General features: G+C 72.6%; 10 protein-coding genes and 1 rRNA gene. All 11 read left to right on the forward strand.

Going from position 1 to position 11,485, the window contains the following annotated elements:
- Nucleotides 1–34: 34 nt before the first annotated feature.
- Nucleotides 35–1,045 carry an N-acetyl-gamma-glutamyl-phosphate reductase gene (argC, locus tag BLS43_RS23620; RefSeq protein ID WP_176921500.1) on the forward strand — a complete coding sequence of 337 codons (1,011 nt, stop codon included), beginning with the start codon at nt 35–37 and terminating at the stop codon, nt 1,043–1,045.
- A complete protein-coding gene (gene argJ / locus BLS43_RS23625) occupies nt 1,042–2,199 on the forward strand; it encodes a bifunctional glutamate N-acetyltransferase/amino-acid acetyltransferase ArgJ (RefSeq protein ID WP_093088877.1) in 1,158 nt (385 codons plus the stop codon). Before argC ends, argJ begins: the two co-directional genes overlap by 4 nt.
- A gap of 13 nt (nt 2,200–2,212) precedes the next feature.
- Nucleotides 2,213–3,100, forward strand: a complete 888-nt coding sequence (gene argB / locus BLS43_RS23630) for an acetylglutamate kinase (RefSeq protein ID WP_176921495.1) — start codon at nt 2,213–2,215, stop codon at nt 3,098–3,100.
- Nucleotides 3,097–4,260: an acetylornithine transaminase gene (locus BLS43_RS23635; protein ID WP_093088882.1), complete on the forward strand. Its 1,164-nt coding sequence runs from the start codon at nt 3,097–3,099 to the stop codon at nt 4,258–4,260. The genes argB and BLS43_RS23635 overlap by 4 nt, the downstream gene beginning before the upstream one ends.
- Nucleotides 4,261–5,223, forward strand: coding sequence for an ornithine carbamoyltransferase (gene argF / locus BLS43_RS23640; RefSeq protein ID WP_093088885.1), 963 nt, complete (start codon nt 4,261–4,263; stop codon nt 5,221–5,223).
- Nucleotides 5,220–5,708: an arginine repressor gene (locus BLS43_RS23645; RefSeq protein WP_093088887.1), complete on the forward strand. Its 489-nt coding sequence runs from the start codon at nt 5,220–5,222 to the stop codon at nt 5,706–5,708. The genes argF and BLS43_RS23645 overlap by 4 nt, the downstream gene beginning before the upstream one ends.
- Nucleotides 5,705–7,129, forward strand: coding sequence for an argininosuccinate synthase (gene argG, locus BLS43_RS23650; RefSeq protein ID WP_093088888.1), 1,425 nt, complete (start codon nt 5,705–5,707; stop codon nt 7,127–7,129). The genes BLS43_RS23645 and argG overlap by 4 nt, the downstream gene beginning before the upstream one ends.
- Complete coding sequence (argH, locus tag BLS43_RS23655) at nt 7,129–8,541, forward strand: argininosuccinate lyase (RefSeq protein ID WP_093088889.1); 1,413 nt, start codon at nt 7,129–7,131, stop codon at nt 8,539–8,541. The genes argG and argH overlap by 1 nt, the downstream gene beginning before the upstream one ends.
- 92 nt (nt 8,542–8,633) lie before the next feature.
- The gene (locus tag BLS43_RS23660; RefSeq protein WP_093088890.1) at nt 8,634–9,296 is read left to right on the forward strand and encodes a DNA-3-methyladenine glycosylase; all 663 of its coding nucleotides are present in this window, start codon (nt 8,634–8,636) and stop codon (nt 9,294–9,296) included.
- A complete protein-coding gene (gene tyrS, locus BLS43_RS23665) occupies nt 9,293–10,558 on the forward strand; it encodes a tyrosine--tRNA ligase (protein WP_093088891.1) in 1,266 nt (421 codons plus the stop codon). The genes BLS43_RS23660 and tyrS overlap by 4 nt, the downstream gene beginning before the upstream one ends.
- 593 nt (nt 10,559–11,151) lie before the next feature.
- A 16S ribosomal RNA gene (locus BLS43_RS23670) occupies nt 11,152–11,485 on the forward strand; the annotation flags it as partial.

Consider the following 11,485-nt stretch of genomic DNA (forward strand, 5'->3'; position numbering starts at 1 on the left):
TGCAGGGGTGTGCATAATCATCCGCGTGGTACGGATCGCAGTGGCAGGAGCCAGTGGCTACGCCGGGGGAGAGCTGTTGCGGCTCCTCCTGGCCCACCCGAGCGTCGAGATCGGCGCGCTCACGGCGGGCGGCAACGCGGGCCGACGAGTCGGTGAGTTCCAGCCCCACCTGACCCCGCTCGCGGACCGGGTGCTCGGCGAGAGCACCGCCGAGGTGCTCGCCGGACACGACGTGGTCTTCCTCGCGCTGCCGCACGGCAAGTCGGCGGAGATCGCGGCGCAGCTGGGCGAGGGCGTCCTCGTCGTCGACTGCGGGGCGGACCACCGGCTGGCGGACTCCGTGGCCTGGGACCGGTGGTACGGCGGGGAGCACGCCGGGCACTGGCCCTACGGCCTGCCGGAGCTGCCCGGCGCGCGGGACGCGCTGCGGGGCACCCGGCGGGTCGCCGTCCCCGGCTGCTTCCCCACGGTCTCGTCGCTCGCCCTGGCCCCGGCCCTGGCGGCCGGGATCGTGGCCCCGGACGTGGTGGTCACCGCGGTCACCGGGACCTCCGGTGCCGGGAAGTCGCTCAAGCCGCACCTGCTGGGCGCCGAGGTCATGGGCTCGCTCTCCGCCTACGGGGTGGGGGGCGTGCACCGGCACACCCCGGAGATCGCGCAGAACCTGTCGGGGGTGTCCGGTACCCCGGTACGGGTGAGCTTCACCCCCGTCCTCGCGCCCCTGCCCCGGGGCATCCTCGCGACCTGCACCGCGCCGCTGACCGGAGACGGTGCGGACGCGCGGGAGGTCTACGAGAAGGCCTACGCCGCCGAGCCGTTCGTCCGGCTGCTGCCCGAGGGGCAGTGGCCCACCACCAAGGCCACGCTCGGCGCCAACACGGTGCAGCTGCAGGTCGCGGTGGACGCGGACGCGCAGCGGCTCGTGGTGGTCGGCGCGATCGACAACCTGGCCAAGGGCACCGCGGGCGGCGCCGTCCAGTGCATGAACATCGCGCTCGGCCTCCCCGAGACCACGGGTCTCCCGACCACGGGGATCGCGCCGTGAGTGTCGTCGCGCCGCGGGGCTTCCGGGCCGCGGGCATCGCCGCGGGGCTCAAGGTGAGCGGCAAGCCGGACCTCGCGCTCGTGGTGAACGACGGGCCGGAGCAGACCGCCGCGGCCGTCTTCACCCGCAACAAGGTCAAGGCCGCCCCCGTCCTGTGGTCCCAGCAGGTCCTGACCACCGGCACGCTCCGCGCGGTCGTCCTCAACTCCGGCGGGGCGAACGCCTGCACCGGCCCCGAGGGCTTCCAGACCGCGCACGCCACCGCCGAGAAGGCCGCCGAGGTGCTCGGGGTGGGCGCGATCGACGTCGCGATCTGCTCCACCGGGCTGATCGGCGCACAGCTCCCGCGGGACGTGCTGCTGGCCGGGGTCGAGAAGGCCGCCGCGTCGCTGGACGCCTCACCGGAATCCGGGCTGGCCGCGGCCACCGCGATCATGACGACGGACACCGTGGCCAAGCAGGCCGTGGCCGTCCGGGAGGGCTGGTCGGTCGGCGGGATCACCAAGGGCGCCGGGATGATCGCGCCGTCGATGGCCACCATGCTGTCGGTCCTCACCACGGACGCCGCGGTGTCGGCGGAGACCCTGGACAGCGCCCTGCGCGCCGCCGTGCGGGTCAGCTTCGACCGGCTGGACGTCGACGGGTCGATGTCCACCAACGACACCGTGATCGCGATGGCCTCCGGCGCCTCCGGTGCCGCGCCCTCGGTCGCGGAGCTCACCGTGGCGTTCACCGAGGTCGCGAAGAGCCTCGCGGCGCAGATGCAGGCGGACGCCGAGGGCGTCACCAAGCGGGCGACGATCCGGGTCACCGGCGCCGCGAGCGAGGACGACGCGGTCACGGTCGCCCGCACGGTCGCCCGGGACTCGCTGGTCAAGACCGCGCTGTTCGGGTCGGACCCGAACTGGGGCCGGATCGCCGCCGCGGCGGGCTACGCGGAGGCGGAGCTGGACCCCGACTCGCTGGACATCACGATCAACGGCGTGCTGCTCTGCCGGGGCGGCGTGGCGGCGGGGGACCGCTCGCTCGCGGACCTCAGCGGCGAGGACGTCCTGGTCGAGGTCGCGCTCGGGATCGGCGGCGGCGAGGCGGAGATCCTCACCACCGACCTGTCGCACGCGTACGTGGAGGAGAACAGTGCCTACTCCTCGTGAGGGCGGTAGCCCGGTGATCAGCCCTGGTCGGCTCACCCACGCGGGTGAGAAGGCCGCGGTCCTGGCCGAGGCACTGCCCTGGCTGCAGCGCTTCCACGGCAAGGTCGTCGTGGTCAAGTACGGCGGCAACGCCATGATCGACGAGGAGCTCAAGCAGGCCTTCGCGCAGGACATGGTGTTCCTGCGGCTGGCCGGCATCCACCCCGTCGTCGTGCACGGCGGTGGGCCGCAGATCAGCGCGATGCTGAAGCGACTGGGCCTGCCGGGTGAGTTCCGCGGCGGGCTGCGGGTCACCACGCCCGAGACGATCGACGTGGTCCGGATGGTGCTGGTCGGGCAGGTCGGCCGCGAGCTCGTCGGCCTGATCAACCAGCACGGCCCCTACGCCGTGGGCCTCTCCGGGGAGGACGCCGGGCTGTTCACCGCCGAGCGGCGCACGGCGCTGGTCGGCGGCGAGGAGGTCGACATCGGCCTGGTCGGAGACGTGGTGGAGGTCAGCCCCGCGGCGGTGCTGGACATCGTGGCGGCGGGGCGCATCCCCGTGGTCGCCGGTGTCGCGCCGGACGTGGCGGGCCAGGTCCACAACATCAACGCCGACAGCGCGGCCGCCGCGCTGGCGGCCGCGCTCGGCGCCGAGAAGCTCGTGGTGCTCACGGACGTCGAGGGCCTCTACGCGAACTACCCGGACCCCGAGTCGATCATCTCGGAGCTGACCGCCGCCGAGCTGGAGCCGATGCTCCCGCAGCTCGAGAGCGGGATGGCCCCGAAGATGGAGGCCTGCCTGCGCGCGGTGCGGGGCGGGGTCCCCCAGGCGCACGTGATCGACGGCCGCGTGCCGCACTCCGTGCTGCTCGAAGTCTTCACCTCAGCCGGTGTCGGAACCATGGTGGTGCCCTCATGACCAGCAACTACGCCGAGCGGTGGCAGCACTCGCTCATGAACAACTACGGCACCCCGCCGCTCACCCTGGTGCGCGGCGAGGGCGCCCGCGTCTGGGACGCGGACGGGCGCGAGTACCTCGACCTGCTGGGCGGCATCGCGGTCAACTCCCTCGGCCACGCCCACCCGGCGATCGTCGAGGCGGTCACCCGCCAGATCTCCACGCTGGGCCACGTCTCCAACCTCTACATCGCCGAGCCGCCGCTGCTGCTCGCGGAGAAGCTGCGGGACCTGCTCGGCCAGGACTCGGCGCGGGTGCTGTTCAGCAACTCCGGCGCCGAGGCGAACGAGACGGCGTTCAAGATCGCGCGGCGGACCGGCCGCCCGAAGATCATCGCCTGTGAGCAGGCGTTCCACGGCCGCACCATGGGTTCGCTGGCCCTGACCGGCCAGCCCGCCAAGCGGGCCCCGTTCGAGCCGATGCCCCCGGGCGTCGTGCACATCCCGTTCGGGGACGTCGCGGCGCTCGAGGCGGCGGTGGACGAGACCACGGCGGCGGTGTTCCTCGAGCCCATCCTCGGCGAGGCGGGCGTGATCGTGCCGCCGGAGGGCTACCTGGCGGCGGCACGGGAGATCACCGCGCGGCACGGCGCGCTCCTGGTGCTGGACGAGGTGCAGACCGGCATCGGGCGCACCGGCGCCTGGTTCGCGCACCAGACGGTCGGGATCGTGCCGGACGTCGTCACCCTGGCCAAGGGCCTGGGCGGCGGCCTGCCGATCGGCGCCTGCATCGGGATCGGGGCGGCGGCGGGCCTGCTCGAGCCCGGCCAGCACGGCACCACCTTCGGCGGCAACCCGGTCAGCTGCGCCGCGGCCCTCGCGGTCCTGGCCGTGATCGCGAACGACAACCTGCTCGAGCACGTGACCACGCTCGGCAAGGAGATCACCGCGGCCGTCGAGCAGATGCCCCTGGTCACCGACGTGTCCGGCGCGGGCCTGCACATCGGGATCGGCCTGGCCAAGCCGGAGTCCGCGGCGATCACCGCGGCCGCCCGGGAGCGGGGCTACCTGATCAACAACCCGGCGCCGGACCGGCTGCGGCTGGCGCCGCCCCTCGTGCTCACCCGGGAGGAGGCCCAGGGCTTCCTGGCCGATCTCCCCGACATCCTGCGGAGCGTCTAGATGGTCCGGCACTTCCTGCGGGACGACGACCTCAGCGCCGCCGAACAGGCCGAGGTCCTCGCGCTGGCGGCGGAGCTGAAGGCGGAGCGGTTCGCGGCGGGGGAGAGGAGCCTGCGGAACGACCGATCGGCGCTGCCGCTGCACGGCCCGCGCCCGGTCGCGGTGATCTTCGACAAGGCGTCCACCCGCACCCGGGTCTCCTTCGAGGTCGGCATCACCCAGCTCGGCGGGCAGCCGGTGATCCTGGACGGCACCACCAGCCAGCTCGGCCGCGGCGAGACGATCTCCGACACCGCGCGGGTGCTCTCGCGCTTCGTCGACGCCATCGTCTGGCGCACCTCGGGGCAGGAGCGGATCGCCGAGATGGCCGCCGCGGCCACCGTCCCGGTGGTCAACGCGCTGACCGACGAGTTCCACCCGTGCCAGGTCCTCGCGGACCTGCAGACGATCCGGGAGCGGTTCGGTCGCACCGCCGGGCTCACCCTGACCTACCTGGGGGACGGCGCGAACAACATGGCCCACTCGCTGCTCCTCGGCGGGGTGCTGGCGGGCCTGCACGTGCGGATCTGCGCGCCCGAGGGCTTCCAGCCGGACCCGGAGGTCCTGCAGGCGGCGAAGGCCCACGGCAGCGAGACCGGCGGGTCGGCGGAACTCATCGGGGACCCGGGCGCCGCGGCCGAGGGCGCGGACGTGCTGGTCACCGACACCTGGGTGTCGATGGGCCAGGAGGCGGACGGGCTGGACCGCGCGGCGCCGTTTCGGCCGTACCAGATCAACGCCGAGCTGCTGGGCAAGGCGAACAGCGGCGCGATCGTGCTGCACTGCCTGCCCGCCCACCGCGGGGACGAGATCACCGACGAGGTGCTCGACGGTCCCGCCAGCGCGGTGTGGGACGAGGCGGAGAACCGGCTCCACGCCCAGAAGGCGCTCCTGGCGTGGCTGATGGACCCCGCCCGCACATGACCGGCGCCACCCGGGCGGCCCGGCAGGGTCTGATCATCGAGCTGGTCTCGCGGCACACGGTGCGCAGCCAGGGCGAGCTGCTCGTGCTGCTGGAGGAGCACGGCGTCGACACCACCCAGGCCACGTTGTCCCGGGACCTGGACGAGCTCGGGGCCGTCAAGCTGCGCGGGGCGGACGGCGGGCAGCCCGCCTACGTGATCCCGGAGGACGGGAGCCCCGTCCGCGGCGTCGAGGGGGGCACGTCGCGCCTCGAACGCCTGCTGTCCGAGCTGCTCGTCTCCACCGACTCGAGCGGCAACATGGCGGTCCTGCGCACCCCGCCCGGAGCGGCGCACTACCTTGCGAGTGCACTGGACCGCGCGTCGCTGAGCATCGTCGTCGGCACCATCGCGGGAGACGACACGATCTTCGTGGTCGCCCGTGAACCGCTGACCGGCGCCCAGCTGGCCGACCGGCTACAGAACCTGCATGAAGGAGCATCGTGAGCAAGGTCCTGACCTCCCTCCCGAAGGGCGAGCGCATCGGCATCGCCTTCTCGGGCGGCCTCGACACCTCGGTGGCGGTCGCCTGGATGCGCGACAAGGGCGGGATCCCGTGCACCTACACGGCAGACCTCGGCCAGTACGACGAGGCGGACATCGCGGGCATCCCGGAGCGGGCCACGCAGTACGGCGCCGAGATCGCCCGCGCGGTGGACATCAAGCCCCAGCTGGTCGACGAGGGGCTGGCCGCGCTGGCGTGCGGCGCGTTCCACATCCGGTCCGGCGGGCGCACGTACTTCAACACCACGCCGCTGGGCCGCGCCGTCACCGGCACCCTGCTCGTCCGGGCCATGCAGGCGGACGAGGTCAACATCTGGGGTGACGGGTCGACCTACAAGGGCAACGACATCGAGCGGTTCTACCGCTACGGCCTGCTGGCCAACCCCGAGCTGCGGATCTACAAGCCCTGGCTGGACGCGGACTTCGTCGGCGAGCTCGGCGGGCGGGACGAGATGAGCCGCTGGCTCACCGCCCACGGCCTGCCCTACCGGGACTCGGCGGAGAAGGCCTACTCGACCGACGCGAACATCTGGGGCGCCACGCACGAGGCGAAGACCCTCGAGCACCTGGACGTCTCGCTGGAGACCGTCGAGCCGATCATGGGCGTGCGGTTCTGGGACCCGGCGGTCGCCATCGAGACCGAGGACGTCGCCGTCACGTTCGAGGCGGGCAGGCCGGTGGCGCTGAACGGCAGGCGCTTCGCCACGGCCGTCGACCTGGTGCTGGAGGCGAACGCCATCGGCGGCAGGCACGGCCTGGGCATGTCCGACCAGATCGAGAACCGGATCATCGAGGCCAAGTCGCGGGGGATCTACGAGGCCCCCGGCATGGCGCTGCTGTTCGCCGCCTACGAGCGGCTGATCAACGCGATCCACAACGAGGACACCGTCGCCAACTATCACAACGAGGGCCGCAAGCTCGGCAGGCTGCTCTACGAGGGCCGCTGGCTGGACCCGCAGGCGCTCATGGTGCGCGAGTCGGTGCAGCGGTGGATCGCCTCGCTGGTCACCGGCACCGTCACGCTGCGGCTGCGGCGGGGAGACGACTACACGGTCCTGAACACCGAGGGCACCGGCTTCTCCTACCACCCGGAGCGGCTGTCGATGGAGCGCGTCGAGAACGCCGCCTTCGGTCCCACGGACCGGATCGGCCAGCTGACCATGCGCAACCTGGACATCGCCGACTCCCGCGCCAAGCTCGAGGCCTACGCGGACCAGCCCGCCGAGCAGGGCACCGTGCTGGTGGAGCACGGCACGCTGTTCGGGGAGCTGCCCTCGGGCGGGTTCGACCGGATCGCCGCGGGTGAGGACGGCGGCGAGGGCGCCTCGCTCGACGCCGCGGCACTCGAGTCGGGTACGGACTGATGCCCGAGTCGAGCGGAGCGTTGTGGGGCGGCCGGTTCACCGGCGGCCCCGCGGACGCGCTGGCGGCCCTCAGCAAGTCCACCCAGTTCGACTGGCGGCTCGCGCCCTACGACATCCGCGGCTCCAAGGCGCACGCCCGCGTGCTGCACCGCGCCGGCCTGCTGACCGATGCCGAGCTCGACGGGATGCTGGAGGCGCTGGACAAGCTGGCGGCGGACGTCGAGTCGGGCTCCTTCGGCCCCGCCGTCGACGACGAGGACGTGCACAGCGCCCTCGAGCGCGGCCTGATCGAGCGGGCCGGGCCGGAGCTGGGCGGCAAGCTCCGCGCGGGCCGCTCCCGCAACGACCAGGTCGCCACCCTGTTCCGGATGTGGCTGCGGGAGGCGGCGCGCCGGATCGGGTCCGGCGTGCTGGACGTCGTGGACGCGCTGGTCACCCAGGCCACCGCCCACCCGAACGCCCCGATGCCGGGCCGCACGCACCTGCAGCACGCGCAGCCGGTGCTCCTCGCCCACCAGCTCGGGGCGCACGCCCAGGCGCTCGTCCGAGACGTCGAGCGGCTGCGGGACTGGGACCGGCGGGCCGCGGTCTCGCCGTACGGGTCCGGGGCGCTCGCCGGGTCGTCGCTGGGGCTCGACCCGGAGGCGGTCGCGGCGGAGCTGGGCTTCGACTCCTCGGCGGAGAACTCGATCGACGGCACCGCCGCGCGGGACTTCGCCGCCGAGGCCGCCTTCGTCCTCGCGATGGTGGCGGTCGACCTCAGCAGGCTGTCGGAGGAGGTCATCCTCTGGGCCACCGCGGAGTTCTCCTACATCACCCTGGACGACGCGTTCTCCACCGGCAGCTCGATCATGCCGCAGAAGAAGAACCCGGACGTCGCCGAGCTCGCGCGCGGCAAGGCGGGCAGGCTGATCGGCAACCTGACCGGGCTCCTGGCCACGCTCAAGGGCCTCCCGCTGGCCTACAACCGGGACCTCCAGGAGGACAAGGAGCCGCTGTTCGACTCCGCCGAGCAGCTCGAGGTCCTGCTGCCCGCGGTGTCCGGCATGGTCGAGACCCTGGTGTTCCACACCGAGCGGCTCGCCGAGCTGGCCCCGGCCGGGTTCACCCTCGCCACCGACATCGCCGAGTGGCTGGTGCGGCAGGGGGTCCCGTTCCGGGTGGCGCACGAGGCGGCGGGCGGCTGTGTGCGCGCCGCCGAGGCCCGCGGCGTGGGCCTGGCGGACCTGACGGACGCCGAGCTGGCCCAGGTCCACCCCGCGCTGACCCCCGCGGTCCGCGAGGTCCTCACGGTGGCGGGCTCGATCGCCAGCCGGGACGCGCGGGGCGGCACGGCGGGGGTCCGGGTGGAGGAGCAGCTGGACCGGCTGCGGCTCGTCACGGCGGACCACCGGGCCTGGTGCTCCGCCTGAGCGCCGCGGGATGCGCGCCCCCGCCCCGACGCCCGCACAGTGGAGCCACAACGGCCGGATCCGCGGCTCGGGACGCACAGTGTGGAGCCACGATGCTGCTTGATCGCGGTGAGCTCGCGGGCGACGTGCTGCCCGCGGCGCGGCGGCTGCTGGGCTGCACGGTGGAGGCGGACACGCCGGACGGCACCGTGGCCGTCGAGCTGGTGGAGGTCGAGGCGTACCGCGGGGCGGACGACCCGGCGTCGCACAGCTACCGGGGGCGGACCCCGCGCAACACGGTGATGTTCGGGCCCGCCGGGCACCTGTACGTGTACTTCGTCTACGGGATGCACTTCTGCGCCAACGTGTCCTGCCTCGGCGACGGGGCGGCGGGCGCGGTGCTGCTGCGAGCGGGACGGGTGGTGTCGGACCCGGGGATCGCCCGGGTCCGTCGGCCCACCGCCCGCACGGACCGCGAGCTGGCGCGCGGGCCCGCCCGTCTGGCCGCACTGCTCGGGCTCGGCCGGGACCACAACGGCCTGGACCTGACCTCGCCGGACTCGCCGGTGCGGATCGTGGCGGGCGCACCCGTCGCCCCGGAGCGGATCCGGAGCGGACCGCGGGTCGGGGTGGCGGCCGCCCACGAGCTGCCCTGGCGGTTCTGGATCGACGGCGCGCCGGAGGTCAGCCCCTATCGCCGGCACACCCCGCGCGTCCGGACCCCGACCCGACCCGACCGACGTACGGCGCGGGGATCGGGGAGGATTGGCCCGTGAGCATCCTCGACGAGCTGGAGTGGCGCGGCCTGATCGCGCAGAGCACGGACCTCGACGCCCTGCGCAAGGACCTCGACGCAGCCGAGCCGCTCACGCTCTATTGCGGATTCGACCCCACGGCGGCCAGCCTGCACGCCGGCCACCTGATCCCGCTGCTCACCCTGCGCCGCTTCCAGGAGGCGGGGGCCCGGCCGATCGTGCTGGCGGGCGGGGCCACCGGCCAGATCGGTGACCCGCGGGACGTGGGGGAGCGGTCGCTGCAGAGCGTCGACACCGTCGCGGAGTGGGCCGGGCTCATCCGCGGCCAGCTCGAGCGGTTCGTGGTCTTCGACGACTCGCCCACCGGGGCGCTGGTCGCGAACAACCTGGACTGGACCGGCGGGCAGAGCGTCCTGGAGTTCCTGCGGGACGTCGGGAAGCACTTCTCGGTGAACGTGATGCTGGCGCGGGAGACCGTGAAGCGCAGGCTGGCGACGGACGGGTTGTCCTACACCGAGTTCAGCTACCTGCTCCTGCAGTCCCAGGACTACCTGGAGCTGTACCGCCGGTACGGCTGTCGGCTGCAGATCGGCGGCTCGGACCAGTGGGGCAACATCGTCGGCGGAGCGGACCTCATCCGCCGGGTCGACGGGGGCTCCGCCCACGCCATGACCCTCCCGCTCGTCACGGACTCGGAGGGCCGCAAGTTCGGGAAGTCGACGGGCGGCGGCAACATCTGGCTCGATCCGCGGCTGACGTCGCCGTACGCCTGGTACCAGTACTTCGTGAACGTGGCCGACGCCGACGTGGGCCGCTACCTGCGGATGTTCACCTTCCTGTCGCGGGAGGAGATCCTCGCGCTCGAGGAGGACACCCGGGAGCGTCCGCACCTGCGGGCGGGGCAGAAGCGGCTCGCGGCGGAGCTGACCACGCTGGTCCACGGAGCACACCAGACGGAGCAGGTCGTCGCGGCGTCCGCGGCGCTCTTCGGGCGCGGCGAGCTCACCGGGCTGGACGCGTCCACACTGGACGCCGCGATGAGCGAGGTGCCGACCGCAGACGCGGTGCTGGGGGAGACCACGCTCGTCGACCTGCTGATCGGTACCGGTCTCGTCGAGTCCCGGGGCGCCGCCCGGCGGGCCGTCGGCGAGGGCGGGGCGTACGTGAACAACGTGAAGATCACCGATGAGGGCTGGACGCCGTCGTCGGCCGACGTGCTCGCGGGTGGCTGGCTCGTGGTGCGCCGCGGGAAGCGCAACCTGGCCGGCGTCCGCGCGCGGTAAGCGACGTCACACGGCCGTTCTCTCGGGCTCGGCGCCCCCGTCAGGGGGGTGCCGGGCCCGACCCGTCTCGGTGGCGACGCCGTCGGGCCGCGTCGGGGCGACTGCAGGCCCGTGCAGCGCACGCGGACTTTCGTACCGGTCGTGACCTGCGAAGACATCGATAACCCACCCCCCGGTTTTCGGGCCCTGAGGGCGTGTGTGTAACTTTCTCGTCGTCGCCAAGGCGGTCAGCACGACAGACCGGGACGGAATCTCCGGCCCAGAGTCAGACGGCAGGTGGCGACGACAATCGGTTCACACCGACCCGCGAGGGGCGATGGGGATCGGCGCGGTACCCCGGTGCTTGACCAGGCCGGTGGAACCGGGTAAGTTAAGAAAGTTGCCTCCGGCCGGTCCGGCCTGGTAGAGTGACTGCAGACGACGCCCCCGAGCGTGTATCCCGAGTGGATCCATGCGGAGGTGTGCGGATGTCTTTTGAGAACTCAACAGTGTGTCGAGCTATTTTTCTTGTTCTGGCAGTGTTTGTGCCAGTTCATTGTGGGGCTCGTTTCTCCGACCCCGTCGGAGGCGAGCCCGTCAGCTAGAGCCAGATTTTGTTGGAGAGTTTGATCCTGGCTCAGGACGAACGCTGGCGGCGTGCTTAACACATGCAAGTCGAGCGGTAAGGCCTTTCGGGGTACACGAGCGGCGAACGGGTGAGTAACACGTGGGCGACCTGCCCTCCACTCTGGGATAAGCCCGGGAAACTGGGTCTAATACCGGATATGACCTTCCCTCGCATGGGGGTTGGTGGAAAGTTTTTCGGTGGGGGATGGGCCCGCGGCCTATCAGCTTGTTGGTGGGGTGATGGCCCACCAAGGCGACGACGGGTAGCCGGCCTGAGAGGGCGACCGGCCACACTGGGACTGAGACACGGCCCAGACTCCT

Source organism: Pseudonocardia oroxyli (assembly GCF_900102195.1).
GTDB lineage: Bacteria > Actinomycetota > Actinomycetes > Mycobacteriales > Pseudonocardiaceae > Pseudonocardia > Pseudonocardia oroxyli.

Bases quoted from the DNA above. Each gene is read 5' to 3' on its own strand.
- BLS43_RS23635 (WP_093088882.1), top strand. From the start codon at position 3,097: ATGACCAGCAACTACGCCGAGCGGTGGCAGCACTCGCTCATGAACAAC.
- argF (WP_093088885.1), top strand. From the start codon at position 4,261: ATGGTCCGGCACTTCCTGCGGGACGACGACCTCAGCGCCGCCGAACAG.
- BLS43_RS23645 (WP_093088887.1), top strand. From the start codon at position 5,220: ATGACCGGCGCCACCCGGGCGGCCCGGCAGGGTCTGATCATCGAGCTG.
- argH (WP_093088889.1), top strand. From the start codon at position 7,129: ATGCCCGAGTCGAGCGGAGCGTTGTGGGGCGGCCGGTTCACCGGCGGC.
- BLS43_RS23660 (WP_093088890.1), top strand. From the start codon at position 8,634: ATGCTGCTTGATCGCGGTGAGCTCGCGGGCGACGTGCTGCCCGCGGCG.